This is a genomic window from Edaphobacter paludis, from assembly GCF_039993895.1.
GTDB classification, from domain to species: Bacteria; Acidobacteriota; Terriglobia; order Terriglobales; family Acidobacteriaceae; genus Edaphobacter; species Edaphobacter paludis.
The window spans coordinates 923,613-940,118 of the sequence record NZ_CP121194.1; the positions used below are offsets into that span (position 1 = coordinate 923,613).

12 protein-coding genes are annotated in these 16,506 nt (G+C 57.4%); 7 read left to right on the forward strand and 5 right to left on the reverse strand.

The genetic code is table 11. From position 1 onward, the window contains the following. Window positions 1-47 precede the first annotated feature (47 nt). The 4 genes from treY to P4G45_RS03630 all read left to right on the forward strand — a co-directional run bounded on the left by treY (window position 48) and on the right by P4G45_RS03630 (window position 8,873). Entirely contained in the window at window positions 48-2,774 is a 2,727-nt protein-coding gene (gene treY, locus P4G45_RS03615; RefSeq protein WP_348268319.1) for a malto-oligosyltrehalose synthase, read from the forward strand. Continuing rightward, a complete protein-coding gene (gene treZ, locus P4G45_RS03620) occupies window positions 2,767-4,515 on the forward strand; it encodes a malto-oligosyltrehalose trehalohydrolase (protein ID WP_348268320.1) in 1,749 nt (582 codons plus the stop codon). Before treY ends, treZ begins: the two co-directional genes overlap by 8 nt. 222 nt (window positions 4,516-4,737) lie before the next feature. Continuing rightward, complete coding sequence (locus tag P4G45_RS03625; protein ID WP_348268321.1) at window positions 4,738-5,934, forward strand: DUF5666 domain-containing protein; 1,197 nt, start codon at window positions 4,738-4,740, stop codon at window positions 5,932-5,934. A gap of 44 nt (window positions 5,935-5,978) precedes the next feature. Next, on the forward strand, window positions 5,979-8,873 hold the full coding sequence (locus tag P4G45_RS03630) for a beta-sandwich domain-containing protein (protein WP_348268322.1): 2,895 nt from the start codon (window positions 5,979-5,981) through the stop codon (window positions 8,871-8,873). Window positions 8,874-9,025: 152 nt separating this feature from the next. Here P4G45_RS03630 and P4G45_RS03635 read toward each other — a convergent pair whose 3' ends face one another. Further along, window positions 9,026-10,411 (reverse strand): NAD-dependent succinate-semialdehyde dehydrogenase, encoded by a 1,386-nt coding sequence (locus P4G45_RS03635; RefSeq protein WP_348268323.1) that lies wholly within the window; start codon window positions 10,409-10,411, stop codon window positions 9,026-9,028. Window positions 10,412-10,535: 124 nt separating this feature from the next. On the opposite strand from P4G45_RS03635, the gene P4G45_RS03640 reads away from it, so the two are divergent. Together P4G45_RS03640 and P4G45_RS03645 are read left to right on the forward strand one after the other, a co-directional pair. Next, window positions 10,536-11,009 (forward strand): nucleoside deaminase, encoded by a 474-nt coding sequence (locus tag P4G45_RS03640; protein WP_348268324.1) that lies wholly within the window; start codon window positions 10,536-10,538, stop codon window positions 11,007-11,009. 27 nt (window positions 11,010-11,036) lie between these two features. After that, window positions 11,037-12,323 carry a homoserine dehydrogenase gene (locus P4G45_RS03645; RefSeq protein WP_373695297.1) on the forward strand — a complete coding sequence of 429 codons (1,287 nt, stop codon included), beginning with the start codon at window positions 11,037-11,039 and terminating at the stop codon, window positions 12,321-12,323. A 539-nt stretch (window positions 12,324-12,862) separates the two neighbouring features. Here the strand turns inward: P4G45_RS03645 and moeB are convergent. The 4 genes from moeB to P4G45_RS03665 all read right to left on the reverse strand — a co-directional run bounded on the left by moeB (window position 12,863) and on the right by P4G45_RS03665 (window position 16,000). Continuing rightward, entirely contained in the window at window positions 12,863-14,086 is a 1,224-nt protein-coding gene (moeB, locus tag P4G45_RS03650; protein ID WP_348268326.1) for a molybdopterin-synthase adenylyltransferase MoeB, read from the reverse strand. Window positions 14,087-14,308: 222 nt separating this feature from the next. Beyond that, on the reverse strand, window positions 14,309-14,590 hold the full coding sequence (locus P4G45_RS03655; RefSeq protein ID WP_348268327.1) for a MoaD/ThiS family protein: 282 nt from the start codon (window positions 14,588-14,590) through the stop codon (window positions 14,309-14,311). Then, window positions 14,587-15,060 carry a M67 family metallopeptidase gene (locus tag P4G45_RS03660; RefSeq protein WP_348268328.1) on the reverse strand — a complete coding sequence of 158 codons (474 nt, stop codon included), beginning with the start codon at window positions 15,058-15,060 and terminating at the stop codon, window positions 14,587-14,589. Before P4G45_RS03660 ends, P4G45_RS03655 begins: the two co-directional genes overlap by 4 nt. A gap of 4 nt (window positions 15,061-15,064) precedes the next feature. Continuing rightward, window positions 15,065-16,000 (reverse strand): cysteine synthase family protein, encoded by a 936-nt coding sequence (locus P4G45_RS03665; protein WP_348268329.1) that lies wholly within the window; start codon window positions 15,998-16,000, stop codon window positions 15,065-15,067. Window positions 16,001-16,090: 90 nt separating this feature from the next. Between P4G45_RS03665 and P4G45_RS03670 the strand changes: the two genes are divergently transcribed. After that, window positions 16,091-16,504 (forward strand): hypothetical protein, encoded by a 414-nt coding sequence (locus tag P4G45_RS03670; RefSeq protein ID WP_348268330.1) that lies wholly within the window; start codon window positions 16,091-16,093, stop codon window positions 16,502-16,504. Window positions 16,505-16,506 lie beyond the last annotated feature (2 nt).

A 16,506-nucleotide genomic window follows, 5' to 3' on the forward strand; every position in this document is an offset into this window, starting at 1 on the left:
ACAAGAGACTGGCCCATGTTGCATAAATGTCTATTTGAGGGTGATGTTTGCGTATTCCCGGATCTACCTATCGTTTGCAGTTGCACCGCGATTTTACCTTCGACGACGCTGCAAATATAGCGGAGTATCTTCGAGCGCTGGGTGTAACTCATGTGTACTGTTCGCCTTATCTGCAGGCTGCGCCCGGCAGTATGCACGGGTACGACGTTGTCGATCATCAAAAAGTGAATGAAGAACTCGGCGGAGCTACGGGGCATGCCCGTTTCTGCGCCAAGCTGGGCGAGGTGGGATTAGGGCAGGTGCTGGACATCGTGCCCAACCACATGGCGCTCGGCAAGGAAAATCGTTACTGGTGGGATGTGCTGGAGAATGGGACGTCAAGCCGGTATACGTCGTTCTTCGATATTGATTGGCAACCGCAGGAAGAACGATTGCGGGACAAGGTGCTCGTGCCAGTGCTGGCCGAGCAGTACGGAAGGGTGTTGCAGGCTGGCGGCATTCAGGTGGTTCGTCGCGAAAACAAGTTTATGGTCGAGTGTGCGGGTCAGACCTTTCCGGTGGCGCCCACTTCGCTGCCGTTGATTCTCACACGCGCAGCGGAGTATGCGAAATCTGACACCTTGAGTTTTCTCGCAGCATCGTTTGGCCGCCTGCCCGCGCCTGAATATGTAGATCGAAGGACGACACTGGCCCGTCATCGCGACAAGATTGTGTTGACCACGTTGCTGGGGCGGTTGTGCGAGGAGGAGCCGGGTGTATGCGGGGCGATCGATCGCTCTCTGGAAGATCTGAACGGGAATCTGGATGCGTTGGATGATTTTCTCAACCAGCAGAACTACAGACTCTCGTACTGGAAGACGGCGGACCAGCAGCTGGGGTATCGGCGGTTCTTCGATGTGAATTCCCTGATTGGCTTGCGCGTGGAGCGCGAGCATGTGTTTGAAGAGACCCACGCACTGATCCTGGATTGGTTAAGGAAAGGCATTCTGGACGGCGTCAGGGTCGATCACCCGGATGGCCTGCGCGATCCACTGGAGTATTTGCAGCGACTGCGCGAACGCGCTCCTGAAGCGTGGATTGTTGGTGAAAAAATTCTGGAACACGGAGAATTCCTGCGCGAGAGCTGGCCCATCGAAGGCACTACTGGCTATGACTTTCTGAACACCGCAGCCGGAGTGCTGGTTTCATCGCAAGGGATGGATGAGTTAAGCAAGGTGTATGAGGCTTTTCTGGGGCCTGATTTTGAAGGTCAACTAAAGAACTTTCCATTAATTGCGCATGAGAAGAAGGTCAGCGTTACGCAGGAAGGGCTTGGAAGCGATGTGAATCGCTTGACCAGCATGTTCGTCGAGATATGCGAGTCCAATCGCAATCAGCGAGATTACACGCGGGCAGAGATACGCCGGGCGATCCGGGAGGTTGCAGCGTGTTTTGCAATCTATCGAACCTATGTGGTGCCCGCACGCGATGAGATCACCGATGAGGACAGGGCTTATATCGGGCATGCGACAGAATATGCAAAACAGGAGCGGCAGGATATCGATGGTGGGCTTTTTGATTTCCTTCGCGACGTATTGACCATGCGAGTGACCGGCAAGCAGGAAAGCGAATTCCTCCTGCGGTTTCAGCAGTTCACCGGACCCGTAATGGCGAAAGGGGTTGAGGACACGGCATTTTATTGCTACAACCGCCTCTGCGCGCTGAATGAGGTCGGGGGCGACCCGGGAAGCGATGGTGTGAGTGTTGCGGAATTTCACGCATATTGCGAAAAGATGCAGGCGACTCATCCGCTGACGATGACGACACTTTCCACTCACGATACGAAGCGCAGTGAGGATGTACGCGCGCGAATGGAAGTGTTGGCGGAGATTCCGACGCGGTTCAGCGCGGCGATTCATCGCTGGACGCGCATGAATAACGCATTCCGCACAGCGAAAGCCGGCTCAACCGGAATGCCTGACCGCAACACGGAATATCTCTACTATCAGACTCTGATAGGAGCATGGCCCCTGACCGTCGAGCGTGCACAGGCCTATATGCTGAAGGCCTCGCGAGAAGCGAAGCAGCAGACGAGCTGGACGGCCAACAATAAAGAATTCGAAGATGCACTGAATAAGTTCATCGCGGGGACGTTGCGGCATCCACCATTTTTGCGAGAGCTGGATCAGTTTGTCGACAGCCTGAAAGATGCGGGCCGTGTGAATTCACTGGCGCAGACGCTGCTGAAATATACAGCGCCGGGAGTGCCCGACATGTATCAAGGAACTGAAATATGGGATTTGAGCCTTGTCGATCCTGACAATCGCAGGCCAGTGGACTATAAGCTACGTGCCCAGTTACTGCAGGACCTGAAGAATCTGCATGGGGACGACGTTGCTGCTCAGGTGATGGCTCGTGCCGACGAAGGCCTGCCCAAGATGTGGTTGATTTATCACGCCCTCCAGTTACGACGCGAGAAACCGGAGTGGTTTGGGGCTCAGGCTGCGTATACCCCTTTGTCCGTGGAGGGATCGAAGAGTGAACATGCCATCGCGTATTTGCGAGGCCATTCGCTCGCCGTTGTGGTGCCGAGGCTGACGGTGAAGCTGGGCGGGGCGTGGAGAGAGACAAGCGTAATACTGCCGAAGGGCACATGGGTGAATCGTTTGACTAAGTCGGAGATAGAAGGTGGAAGAGTTACAGCCAGAAGTTTGCTGAGCAGCTTTCCGGTTGCTCTGCTTGTGCGAAAGGATGACAGCGGAAGCATTCGCAGTGAGGAGCAAAATCATGCATAAGTTCACCGCATGGGCTCCCTACGCGAAGAACATGGCCGTAAAGATCGGCGACGCTCTCTATCCTATGACCGGGCCGGACGAGAGAGGATGGTGGAACGCATCGGTCGAAGTGGCGGTCCACGGCACGGACTATGCATTCGTGCTGAATGACGATGCGACGCCTTACCCTGACCCGCGTGGATTGTGGCAGGCGCACGGAGTTCATGGGCCGTCGCGGGTCTATGATCATGCAGCTTTTGTCTGGAACGATAGCCGCTGGCAAGGTCCCCCGCTATCCGGCTCCGTAATTTACGAGATGCATGTCGGAACGTTCACCCCTGCTGGAACATTCGACGCTGCCATCGAACGGCTTCCTTATCTTTTTGAATTGGGCATAACACATATCGAGTTGATGCCGGTAGCGGAGTTTTCTGGCAAGTTTGGCTGGGGCTACGATGGCGTCGGCCTTTTTGCAGTAAAAGAACTTTACGGTGGCCCGGATGGGTTGAAGAGATTTGTGGACGCGTGCCACTCCCGCAGGCTCGCGGTTTTGATGGACGTGGTTTACAACCACTTTGGGCCGGTAGGGAACTATGCGACGAAGTTTGGACCCTATTTCACGCACAGGCACAACACGCCATGGGGCGACGCGGTCAACTTCGAAGAGGCTGGCTCTGATGAGGTACGGCGGTTCTTCTGCGATAACGCACTGATGTGGATGCGAGACTACCACGTGGATGGTCTGCGGCTGGATGCGGTGCATGAGTTTATGGACCGGTCGGCGATCCATTTTATGGAGCAGTTATCGGCTGAGGTCGAGATACTGTCCACAACACTCGAACGCGAACTCGTGTTGATTGCCGAGAGTGATCTTAATGACCCCAAGGTCGTGAGGCCGCGCGAAGCAGGCGGCTACGGTATGGATGCGCAATGGAGCGATGATTTTCATCATGCCCTGTTCACGATCCTCAATGTTGAGGTAGAAGGCAAGGCCTATTACGCCGATTTTGGATCATTTGAGAAGCTGGCAAAGGCTCTGACCAACGTGTTTGTCTACGACGGTGTGTACTCGCGTTACCGGCGCCATACGCACGGACGTCCGGTATATGGGCTATCGGCGCATCACTTTATCGGCTTTATTCAGAATCATGACCAGGTTGGGAACCGGGCGAAGGGTGACCGCCTGGAGCATGTCGTCGGGATCGACCGAGCAAAGATCGCAGCCGGGATTGTTCTGATGTCACCATTTATTCCTCTGATATTTCAGGGAGAAGAGTTTGCGTCCTCTTCGCCGTTTCAATACTTCGCCGATCAAGATGATCCCGAAATGGCCACGGCTGTACGGGAAGGAAGAAAGCGGGAGTTTGCCGCATTTGGGTGGGACCCGGATGAGATTCCAGGTCCGGATGAGGCCGCGACTTTTGAGCGTTCAAAGCTCAAGTGGGATGAGGTTCATGAGGGATCGCATGGAGAGATGCTGGAGTGGTTTCGTCAACTCATCCATCTGCGGCGTCATTCTCCTTCTCTGAATGATGGAGATCTGAGCCACCTCAAGGTCAAGTTTGACGAAGAGAAGCAGTGGCTGACGATAGCTCGCGGCCAGGTATTAGTGTTATGCAATCTTGGAGCCGAGGCTGTGACGCTTGAAAATCCGGAAAACTTTCCCTTGGCCTTGGCCTCTCGTGGCGACGTTGAGGTCACTGGCGACAAGGTCCTGTTGCCGTCCAACAGCATCGCCATTCTCTCTGTGGAAAAACCGTAAAGAGCCTGCATTAGCAAATATTGCGTTCATACACCCTGCGCAATTAAGCTCAGCTTAAGCCTTGTCCTGCTATCGTCGCCTTACCTTTGATTGTTCCCGGCACGAATTACCTCCAAATAGGAAACTTTTAAGGTCTTGGTTCGTCTCCCTTTAGAGACAACAACTTCCCCCCGGGATGGCCCAGCCTACCCGTATGTTTTGCAATAGCAAGAGATATAAAGGATGACCACAATGGTTACCAGGCTTGGAATCTTCCGGGCATCGATACTGGGCGTAAGCCTTCTGCTCCCCGTTGCCGGGTTGAGCCCCTATGACGCGGCTGCTCAAGCGCCGGCTACAGCCGCTGCTGGACCAAAGATTGGCACGGTGACAACCATCTCCGGCTCCGCGATCACTCTGACAACCGACGCCAAGCAGCAGGTCTCGATCACCGTTGCGGACGGCGCGCGCATCCTTCAACTCTCGCCAGGCAGCAAGGACTTAAAGTCGGCGCAGACGATTACGCTGGGCGATATTGCGACAGGAGACCGCATCCTGGTCTCGGGCCAGCCCGGCAGCGATGCCAATTCGTTTACGGCCACGCGTGTCATTTTGATGAAGGCGCAGGACATTGCGCAGCAGCACGCGAAGGAACAAACCGACTGGCAAACCCGTGGAACGGGCGGATTGGTAAGCGCCGTCGATGAAGAGACGGGAACAATCACCGTATCCATCGGCGCAAAAAAGGTTGCCATTCACACGTCGAGCGATACAAAATTCCGTCGCTATGCTGGCGTCTCGGTCAAGTTTGAAGATGCGCAGCCCGGCACCCTCTCGCAGATTCGCCCCGGCGATCAGTTGCGCGTACTCGGCACGAAATCCGACGACGGACTGTCGATCCAGGCGGAGATCGTTGTCAGTGGCTCCTTCCTGCATCTGGCTGGAACCATCGCAACCATCGACGCAGCCAATGGGACGTTTACGCTGAAAGACCTTGCGACCAAGAGGATGATGACTGTGAAGGTCACGTCGGACTCGGATGTGCGCAAGCTGCCGCCCGAGGCAGCGGCGAGATTTGCTGCACGCGCCAAGGGTGATGCTGCCGCTGGTCACGCAGGGGCAGGCAGCGCGCGGCCAGCGTCTCAAACAAGTGCTTCCGCGCCGCAGAATGGTGGGGAGCAGCGGCGGTCCGCAGGGATGGATCTGTCGCAGATGTTGAGCAAGCTGCCCACGCAGACCCTGTCCGATCTGAAGGTGGGCGATGCTGTGATGGTTGTGGCGTCGCAGCAGGAGCCTGGCAGTCCCAATGTATCGGCGGTGACGCTATTGTCCGGCGTCGAACCGATCTTGTCTGCATCACCCAACGGTGGGGGGATGAATCTGTCTCCATGGAACGTTGGTGGCGGCGAGGGTGATGCCGGTGGGGGCTCACCGCAGTAACTTTGCATGAACGGGAACAACGTATTTTTCTTCGAGGAGTAGTAATGTCATTTCGTTCGATTTTGAGGTTTGTTGTACTTTTTTCATTCGCTTTTGTGCCGATGGTTGCAAGTGCCCAGCAGAAGGGTGCTACGGTCCAGGGAACGGTCGCCGATCCAGATGAGGCAGTCATTCCTGGTGCGACGGTTACGCTGACCCCGGCCTCCGGGAAGCCGCTGGTCACGCAGTCGCAGAGCGATGGAACCTACGTCTTTCATAATGTGCCTGCCGGTTCCTATTCAGAGACGGTGACGATGCAAGGTTTCGCCTCGTTCGTAAAACTAGGGGTGAAGATCAACCCCAGTCAGTCGCTCACGCTTGACGCAAAGATGGACATCCAGGCGCAGCAGCAGGAGGTACAGGTCACAGCGCAGACGGCGCAGGTCAGCGTCGATGCCGACAGCAATGCCAGTTCCACCGTCATCAAGGGAAAGGATCTCGATGCGTTGTCGGACGATCCGGATGAGCTTTCGTCGGAGTTGACCGCTCTCGCAGGTCCTTCGGCTGGCCCCAATGGCGGCCAGATCTACGTAGACGGATTTACCGGCGGACAGTTGCCGCCAAAGTCTTCCATCCGTGAGATCCGCATCAACCAGAACCCGTTCTCGGCAGAGTATGACCGGCTGGGCTATGGCCGTGTTCAGATCTTCACCAAGCCAGGCACGGATAAGCTTCATGGATTCTTTCAGATGTCCGGAAATAATTCGTCATTCAATACCGGCAATCCGCTCCTGAACGCGAATCTGAGCCCCGGCCAGAGTGCCATCACCCAGCCGCCGTATCACACGATATTTATGTTTGGCGATGTCAGCGGACCTCTCTCCTCGAACTCCTCCTTCACATTGGATGGATCGCACCGGTCGATTCAGGACAACTCCATCGTGAACGCGACGGTGCTGGAGGATGCGCAGCATCTGTGCACCGCGGGGCAAACCTTCTGCTCCTATCAATTTGCCAACCCGACTCCCAATGTGAGGACCGACATCAGTCCCCGTGTTGACCTTCAGCTCGGAGAGAAGAACACGCTCACGACGCGATTCCGGTATGAGCAAAGCGATATGTCGAATCAGGGCATCGGCAATCTCAGCCTGCCGTCCACTGGATATAACTCGAGCAGCTCCGAGGCCACACTACAGATGACGGACACGCAGGTCGTCAACTCGCGCGTGATCAACGAGACCCGGTTCGAGTATGAGCGCGATCACAGTTCACAGACACCGCTTAGCACAGCCCCCACGATTACGGTGCAGGGTAACTTTGTGGGTGGCGGTTCCAACTCTGGCAGCAACTCCGATAACCAGACCCACTTCGAGCTGCACAACTATACGTCGATCCAGTTGAAGAAGAACTTCATCCGCATGGGCGGACGTTTGCGGTCAACCCGCGACTCGCAGACTTCAAGTGCCGGCAGCAACGGCAGCTTCATTTATAACTGCCTGCTGACAACGAACTGCCCGGTCGGAGGCTCGTCTTATGACAGCGGGCAGGCCAGCCAGTTCAAAATCACGAAGATCATCCACCCGTCAGTGAATGCGACGATGGTTGACCTCGGCGTCTATGCCGAAGACGACTGGAAGCCGATCCAAAACCTCACCTTGAGCTATGGTATTCGGTACGAAACTCAGAGTGATATCGGCGACCATCACGACATTGCACCTCGCCTGTCGTTCGCCTATGGACTGGGAAGCGGCAAGAATGCGGCGAAGACGGTGCTGCGCGGAGGCTTCGGACTCTTCTATGACCGCTTTCAGTTGGACAATATTTTGACGACGGTTCAGTTGAACGGGACAAATCAGATACAGACTACTCTGGCCCATCCGGATTCCGCGACATGTTCGCCAAACAATCTGAGCGGCTGTACTGCGGGAACGCCCGGCGGCTCCACGACCGTGGCAGCGGCACCGAATCTTCGTACCCCATACTCGATGGAGTTCGCCATCGGAGCCGACCAGCAACTCTTTCGCAACGCGACGATGTCGGTGAATTACCTCAATACGCGAGGCGTGCATCAGTTTCTGAGCCAGAATGTAAATTCGCCCACTGGTGTCGATGCCAACGGCAATTTCATCTATCCAATAGAACCGGCGGCGGGTGAAGCCCCAGTAATCCGGCAGCAGTATCAGTCCGAGGGCGTGTATCGGCAGAATGAGCTAATCGCAAACCTCAACATCCGCGAGAGGGCGTTTTCTCTCTTTGGATACTATGTCTTGAACTTTGCGAAATCGGATACCGGCGGCATCACTTCCTTTCCGTCTCAGCCCTATAACATCGGCGCGGACTACGGTCGTGCAGTATTCGACCGGCGGAACCGTCTCTTCCTCGGCGGCAATTTTTCGCTGCCCTATCACATCTCGCTCAGCCCTTTCATCGTGGCTTCTTCCGGAACGCCTTATAACGTAACGCTCGGACGCGACCTGAATGGCGACAGCGAATTCAACGACCGTCCTGCGTTTGCTACCTCGTCGAACGAACCGGGGGCAAGCACCATCCCCGGTTGTGGCAGCTTTATAACCCCAGCCGCCGGACAGGCGCGGATACCGATCAACTACTGCACCGGCCCTGCGCTGTTCGTGACGAATCTTCGCATCTCGAAGACATTCGGTTTCGGGCCATCCACGGAGCAGAAGGGACAGGGTTCCTCCGGCCCAGGGGATCATGGGCACGGTGACCACGGCGGCGGTCATGGAGGGTTTGGTGGCAGCAGCAGGACGGATAAGAAGTACAATCTGACGTTCTCCACGCAGGTGCAGAACCTCTTCAACAATGCTGATTACGCAACGCCGAACGCGACGATGACTTCACAGACCCTGTTTGGAAAATCGACCCAACTGGCGGGCAATCCTTATACCAGCAGCTCGGCGCTTCGTCGCATCTCTCTTAACATGTCGTTCAACTTCTAATTGTTTCGGCTATAAAAGGGGAGCGATCAGATATCTGATCGCGCCCCTTTTATGTGAGAGATTCCAATTGCGGGATTACAAATACTTGTCATCCTTCGCCGCAGGCGGAGGATCTGCTTTATGCAGTGGTTTGTCGAGTGAATTTCACCAGGCTATGCGTGCCCAGTGTCTGCCTTTGCGATGACCACTGTCTTCGAGTTGAGGAACTCGCGCATTCCAGCAGCGGAGAGTTCGCGCCCATAGCCCGAGCGTTTAATTCCGCCGAAGGGAAGGCGCGGATCGCTGGCCACCATGGCGTTGAGGAAGACCGCGCCGCATTGCAGTTCGGTGACGAAACGTCGTTGCTCCATTGGGTCTTGTGTCCAGGCAGAGGCGCTCAGACCGAAGGCAGTGTCGTTAGCAAACCTTATGGCCTCATCCAGATTAGTAACGCGAAAGAGCATCGCTACAGGGCCGAAGAGCTCTTCTCGGTAGACCGCACAGGTCTTGGGGACACCGACGAGCACAGTGGGCTCGAAGTAGTTGCCTTCGCCTACCATGCGCTCACCTCCTGTAAGGATGCGCGCTCCGGCGCTGGTCGCCGCTCTTACTTGTGCCTCAAGCTCGTCGACGATGCTGGCGGTTGCGAGCGGTCCAATGTCCGTCGAATCCTTCATGGGATCTCCGACGCGCATCGCCTCCATTCCCGCAACAAAGCGTGATTCGAACTCGTCATAGATCTCATCGGCGACGATGAAGCGTTTGGCCGCGATGCAGGACTGGCCACTGTTGACGCAGCGTGCGCGGACAGCGGTTTCGACGGCGGCCTCAAGGTTGGCCGACGGCATAACGATGAACGGATCGCTGCCGCCAAGTTCGAGCACAGATTTCTTGATCAACCAGCCAGCTTGCGCGGCCACTGCGCGACCCGCGGGTTCGCTGCCAGTGACGGTGACGGCGGCCACACGCTCGTCGCCGAGGACGGACTCTACCTGACGGGAATCGATCAGCAGCGTCTGAAAGGTGCCGCGGGGAAAGCCGGCGCGGCGCACCAGCGCCTCGATGGTGATTGCGCACTGTGGCACGTTGGAAGAGTGCTTGAGCAGGCCGACATTTCCGGCCATCAGGGCAGGCGCGAGAAACCGGAAGACCTGCCAGAAGGGGAAGTTCCATGGCATCACGGCGAGGATGACGCCGAGCGGGTCCCAGCGGACATAGCTGTCGTTGCCGTCTGTCGGGATAGATTCAGGCGTGAGAATGCGGGCGGCGTTTTCGGCGTAGTAGCGACACGCGCTAGCGCACTTCAGCACCTCTTGGCGAGCGGTGTGCAGAGGCTTGCCCATCTCTTCGGTGATGATGGTGGCGAGGTCTTCGGTCTCGTGCTCGAGGATGGCTGCGAGCTTGCGCATGCACAGGGCGCGGTGTTCGAGCGGGACGGTTTGATAGGCATGGAAGGCCTCGGAGGCAAGGCCGATCTTCTGTCGGATCGCTTCTTCGGTGAGCGGATCGAAGCGTCGAAGCAGCTTGCCATTGGCGGGATTGATTGATTCGATAGCCATGCGTCGGGGAGCGTCTACACTCATGCTAGCTTAGCAAGGACCGCGAAGCCATGTGCCATAATTTGATTATCCCGTCAGTCTCTCCGTACCAAACGCGGAATATGGAATAAGGATAACGAGCCGAATGCAGGGCAATCCAATCTTCATGGAAAAGGCGATCGCCCTGGCGACGGAGAACGTCACCGCAGGACGTGGTGGCCCTTTTGGCGCGGTGATCGTGCGTGACGGCCAGATCGTTGCCACGGGCGTGAATATGGTGGCAGCTACCAATGATCCGACCGCACACGCTGAGGTAGTGGCGATCCGCAATGCGGCTGCTGCGCTTGCTGTCTTCGATCTGACGGGTTGCGAGATATACAGCAGTTGCGAGCCTTGCCCGATGTGTCTTGCGGCAATCTACTGGTCGCATTGTGATGCGATCTTCTATGGCAATACATCTGCAGATGCCGCGGCAGCGGGCTTCGACGATGCGTTTCTCTACGAAGAGGTAAAACTTCCTTTGGAGCGGCGCAGGATTCCGACGGTCAATCTGTTGCGCGAGAAGGCAATCTCTAACTTTGAGGCTTGGCGCAAGTTCGCCAGCAGAATCGATTACTAAGACATGGCGACGAAGAAGAAGCAGATAGTGAAAAAGAAGCAAATAGATTCAACGGTCAAAGTGGCGCTGCTCGGGTTTGGAACTGTGGGTAGCTCGGTGGCGCGGGTGCTTGCTGCGTCGAAGTTTCCCGGTTTGGAACTGACGCACATCTTCAATCGCTCGGTGGAGCGCAAGCGGACCTCGGATGCTGCGAAGGTCGTTCCTGCTTCCGTGGTCTGGACGGAAGATATTGACGACATCCTGAACTCGAATGTCGATGTCGTCGTCGAACTGATGGGCGGCTTGAACCCTGTCGAGGGCTGGCTGCGCAAGGCGTTGACGGCGGGCAAGTCTGTTGTGACTGCGAACAAGCAGTTGATCGCATATCGCGGCGCAAATCTCGCCAAACTGGCGGCATCGCATAACGTTCACCTAGTCTACGGCGCCGCAGTGGCTGGCGGCGTTCCGGTGATTCCCGGAATGCTGCAAGGTCTGGGCGGCGATCAGGTGACGAGGCTGAGCGGCATTCTCAATGGAACCTGTAACTACATCCTCAACCGGATGGAAGGCGGCGCGGATTATGCGACGGTGCTGGCGGATGCGCAGCAGCTTGGCTATGCCGAGGCCGATCCGTCAGCAGATGTTGACGGGTTCGACGCGCGGGCGAAGCTCTGTATCCTGTCGCGGATCGCGCTCCACTCCGAACTCGATCCCGATGCGGTGATGACGCAGACGATCTCGACGATAGAGGCCATCGACTTCATGTATGCCAAAGAACTGAATTGCACGATCCGCCAGGTCTCACGGGCTCAGCGGGACGGGAGCGTTGTCCATGCGCGAGTTGCGCCGATGCTGGTGCCGCTTAGCTCGCCGATGGCCTGGTCGCATGGGACACAGAATATGGTCGTGGCCAGTGGACGGTTTGGCGGCGACGTGGTCTTCTCCGGCCACGGCGCGGGCGGGGAACCGACGGCGGTCGCGGTTGTGTCCGACCTGCTGGCGGTCGCGCAGAATTGCGGTACGGTGCAGTTGCCGGTTCGCAAGCGGCAAGTTGCGGGAGAGTTTCTTGCTCCGCACTATCTTCGGTTCGTGGTGGACGACAGGCCGGGGATCGTCTCCTCGATCGCCGGTGCGTTGGCGACGGTGGGCGCTAATATTGATTCTCTGCTGCAGCGGCCCGGTCATCCCAAACACCGGCTGCCGTTTGTGGTGACGACCGAGCGTTCGTTGACCACTACGATCGACAAGGCCATGAAAGCCATCGCCAAGCTGGACTGCATGTTGGAGCGACCCCTGTGCCTGCAGATTCTGGTGCCTGAAGATAAGCCTGAGTAGCTCCGAGAGGTACCCCTCCCCCCGGGGGTACTTTTTCGCAAAGTCTCTCGATTCAAGACTTTACAGAAGGTGTACTTTGTAAAGTCTTCATTCCATAGGCTTTAAGTATCAAAGTATTGTTTCTAAAAGACTTAGGCCCAGCTGTTGGCTGGGCCTAAGTCTTTCATGCTGTATCCAGTTTAGCAAATGGGATAGAACTGTTTTGCAATCTATATTTCCTTTGCTTTGTTGTATTTATGTGGTTTTGGGGCTTGACAGGAAAATTTACCTCAGGGGCTAAAGCCCTATTTACGAAGAATGGACTTGCGGCACGGCTAAAGCCGTGCCCTTAAGCAAAACTGGAGTTCTTCAGCGCGGCGGAAGGCGTGCCCCTAAGCAAAGCAGAGATGACGAAGCCTTGAAATCAGCCGCTTGGATTGGACTCAGTCGACGGCGGGGCTGAAGCCTCGCTTTTTCAAAAACTGATCTGATCAGACGGTCCTTAAAGTCGCGTGGGGACGTCCTAGGGACGTCCCCACGCATGGCCTGCGAAACAGGCCCTAGTACTTCGGCAGTGAGGTGTCGATCTTTTCGGCCCAGGCCGTGATGCCGCCGGTCAGGTTGGAGACGTTGGTGAAGCCTGCCTGCTTGAGTGCCAGAGCAGCCTTTTGGCTGCGTCCGCCGGTCTTGCAGTGGACGACGATCTCGCGATCCTTATGCGCGGCTAATTCGCCGACACGGTTGGGAAGGTCGCCTACCGGGATGAGCGGTGCGCCGATGTTGACGATCTGGTACTCATGCGGCTCGCGGACGTCGAGGATGAAGACCTCTTCTTTTGCGTCCAGCTTGAGCTTCAGGGCTTCGACCGAGATCTGTGGGATGCCGTCGACCACGGGCAGGTCGGCGACGGCCTTGTCGCGGGAGACCTCGAGCGGACCAACCGAGGTCGGCTTCTCGATGCCGCAGAACTGGTCGTAGTCGATCAGCTCGGTGAGGGTCGGGTTGGCACTGCAGACCGGGCACTCGGGGTTCTTGCGCAACTTGAGCGTGCGGAAGTTCATGCCGAGGGCGTCGACCAGGAGCAGACGACCAATCAAGGGTTCTCCAATTCCCAAGATCAGCTTGATGGTCTCGGTGGCCTGGATGACGCCGAGCAGGCCGGGGAGGATTCCCAGCACGCCGCCTTCGGCGCAGGAGGGAACGAGGCCCGGCGGTGGTGGCTCGGGATAGAGGCAGCGGTAGCAGGGGCCCTGCTCGGTGCCGAAGACGCTGGCCTGACCCTCGAAGCGATAGATCGAGGCGTAGGCATTGGGCTTGCCGAGGAGGACGCAGGCGTCGTTGACCAGATAGCGGGTCTGGAAGTTGTCGGTGCCGTCGGCGATGACGTCGTAGTCCTTGAGGATGTCGAGCGCGTTGGCGCTGGTGAGCATGGTGTTGTGCTTGATGACGTTCAGGCTGGGATTGAGGCCCTTGAGCATCAACTCCGCCGAATCGTTCTTCAGCATGCCGACGGTGGCGGTGCTGTGGATGATCTGGCGCTGAAGGTTGCTGGTATCGACGACGTCGAAGTCGACGAGGCCGATGGTGCCGACTCCGGCAGCGGCAAGATACATCGCGAGCGGCGCGCCGAGGCCGCCGGTGCCGATGCAGAGCACCTTGGCCGCTTTGAGCTTCTGCTGGCCTTCCATGCCGACTTCGGGCAGGATGAGGTGGCGGGAGTAGCGGGCGATCTCGTCGTTGGTGAGCTTGGGAAGCTGTACGGTTTCTTCGATGGCTGTGGGCATTCGAGTTTCCTTCGGACCTTTTATTCTTAATTCTAGATGCTGGAGCGGGGGGAAAGGCTCATTGGGGTGATTGTGGCTTCGGGTGGGTTCAGGAAGGTATACGCACCTCAGCGGCTAAAGCCGCACCCTGATCGAGCTTTTATGGCATGGCTAAAGCCATGCCCTTAAGCAAAACCGAGAGTTTTGAGCAGGTTGCGAAGCCGTGCCTTTAGGCGAAATGGGTCAACAGCTTGTGCCGCCGGCGATGGAGGGGATGATGGTGAGTTCGTCGCGGTCGGTGACGGGGGTGGCTTCTTTATCGGCCAGGTAGCGGAGGTCATCGTCGTTGACGTAGACATTGACGAAGGAGCGAAGCTTGCCCTCGGGAGTGAAGAGGTGCTGCTTCAGTTCGGGGTACTTGATGGTGAGCTGCTCGAACACCGCGCTGACGGTTGCACCGGAGACGGTGACGGTTTCGAGGCCGCCCGTGTAGGTGCGCAACGGTGTAGGGATGTGAATGTTCATGCTTGACCTTTCTGGTTGTTCGCCTGAGCTTCGGCGATTTCAATCTCGATGGCTTCGTCTTCGAACTTCTTGTCTTCCTCTGTGGTTCCGGTCAGCAGGAAGGAGTTGGTCAGGGCGGCTTTGCCGTTGTCGACACTGGTAATGATGTACGAACAGCCCAGCCAGTGGGCTTCGGCGAAGTCTGTCGGCGACCACTGCGCGGGGTGGTCGGGGTGCGAGTGGTAGAAGCCGACGATGTCGAGGCCGAGACCGCGTGCCTGCCGCTGGATCTTCACCAGCTCTTGCGGGGCGATGTTGTAGCGGTTGTGGGCGGAGTCGGTGCGGGTGTTGCCGGCGCGGACGAGCTGGTGGACGCGGTTGCCGACTCCGGGCTCATTTTTGCCCAGCAGGACGCCGCAGCACTCGTGCGGGTAGGTCTCTTCGCCGTGCGCGCGCAGGGCTCCGTAGTCGGCGTAGCTGATCTGAAGCACTTGGTTACTCCTCCTGCCAGAAACGTTCGCTCATATACTTTTCAGCCGAATCGCAGAGGATCGTCACGATGACGGCTTCGCGTCCAGCTTTGGCCTCCTGCTCGGCAACCTGTAACGACGTGGCGACGGCGGCGGCTGCGGAGATGCCGACGAGGATTCCCTGGTTGCGAGCGAGGTCTTTCACCATTTTATAGGCTGTCTCGGTCGGCATTTCGATATTGGCGTCTGCGAGCGATGGATCGTAGATATTGGGGACGATCGCCGTAGGCATGTACTTCAGACCCTCGAGGCCGTTGAAGGGCGAATCGGGCTGCATGGAGATGCAGCGGATCTCGGGGTTCAGCTCGCGCAGGCGGCGGGTGGTGCCCATAAAGGTGCCGCTGGTGCCAAGGCCCGCAACAAAGTGGGTGATGCGGCCTTCGGTCTGCTCCCATATCTCGTTGCCCGTGGTGCGGTAATGAGCCTTCCAGTTTTCGGGGTTGGAGTACTGATCGGCGTAGAAGTATTTATCCGGTTCGGCGGCGGTCAGTTCGCGGGCCTTGCGAATGGCGCCGTCGGAGCCGTCGGCGGGATCGGTCCAGATGACGTTGGCGCCGTAGGCTGCGAGGTAACGCTTGCGCTCGGGCGAGACGTTCGACGGCATGCAGAGGGTGACGGAGAAGTGGAGCGCCGCACCCAGCATGGCGTAGGCGATGCCGGTGTTGCCGCTGGTGGCATCGAGCAAGCCACGGCTGGCGGTGAGCAGGCCGCGGCGCTGGGCGTCCATGACGATGGCCGAGGCAGCGCGGTCTTTGACGGAGCCGCCGGGGTTGGTCCACTCAGCCTTACCGAGGATTTGAATGCCGGATAGATGCGATGACAGGCGGTCCAGCCGGACCAGGGGCGTGTTGCCGATGCGTTGGAGGATGCTGGTGCCAAGCGATTTGGTGGATGTGATCATTTTTCCCGTTGTTCGATCGTTTGTTCGTCCGTGGATGGCGCGGATTGTAGGAGCGAGCCGGATGTGCGACAGTTAAGATGAGTCTAACTTATGGCAAAGAAGAGCCCGAAACACAGTTTTAACGATGTCCTTTCCCTGCTCGGCAGTCAGCGATTTGATGTGGCACCGGCGCAAGAGGGTGCAAAGCGCACTCCCAACGCATTTCAGGTGCGGAAATATGGATGTGCCGCCGAAATTGCGCCCGCCCCCGATGGAACGGTGTTGATGCTGTCGCATCCCGGCTGGGTGCTGAACGGCGAGATCTCGCGGCTGCTCGACAAGGGCTACCAGAAATTTCTGAAGACGAGTCACGTGGAGATTCCGGCAACCGCGGACAAGCTGCGCGCGATTCATGAGTTCAGCCAGGAACTGAATGAAGCCATCGGCGCTACGAGTCTGTACAACGAATCGCTAGGGACGACCAGCGACGTGTATATGTATGACCGTGTCAAAGGCCGCGCCTAAGC

What these genes read in the sequence shown, in the direction of transcription:
- P4G45_RS03640 (WP_348268324.1), top strand. Translation starts at nt 10,536, where the DNA reads ATGCAGGGCAATCCAATCTTCATGGAAAAGGCGATCGCCCTGGCGACG.
- P4G45_RS03630 (WP_348268322.1), top strand. Translation starts at nt 5,979, where the DNA reads ATGTCATTTCGTTCGATTTTGAGGTTTGTTGTACTTTTTTCATTCGCT.
- P4G45_RS03665 (WP_348268329.1), bottom strand. Translation starts at nt 16,000, where the DNA reads ATGATCACATCCACCAAATCGCTTGGCACCAGCATCCTCCAACGCATC.
- P4G45_RS03625 (WP_348268321.1), top strand. Translation starts at nt 4,738, where the DNA reads ATGACCACAATGGTTACCAGGCTTGGAATCTTCCGGGCATCGATACTG.
- moeB (WP_348268326.1), bottom strand. Translation starts at nt 14,086, where the DNA reads ATGCCCACAGCCATCGAAGAAACCGTACAGCTTCCCAAGCTCACCAAC.
- P4G45_RS03635 (WP_348268323.1), bottom strand. Translation starts at nt 10,411, where the DNA reads ATGGCTATCGAATCAATCAATCCCGCCAATGGCAAGCTGCTTCGACGC.
- treZ (WP_348268320.1), top strand. Translation starts at nt 2,767, where the DNA reads ATGCATAAGTTCACCGCATGGGCTCCCTACGCGAAGAACATGGCCGTA.
- P4G45_RS03670 (WP_348268330.1), top strand. Translation starts at nt 16,091, where the DNA reads ATGGCAAAGAAGAGCCCGAAACACAGTTTTAACGATGTCCTTTCCCTG.
- P4G45_RS03655 (WP_348268327.1), bottom strand. Translation starts at nt 14,590, where the DNA reads ATGAACATTCACATCCCTACACCGTTGCGCACCTACACGGGCGGCCTC.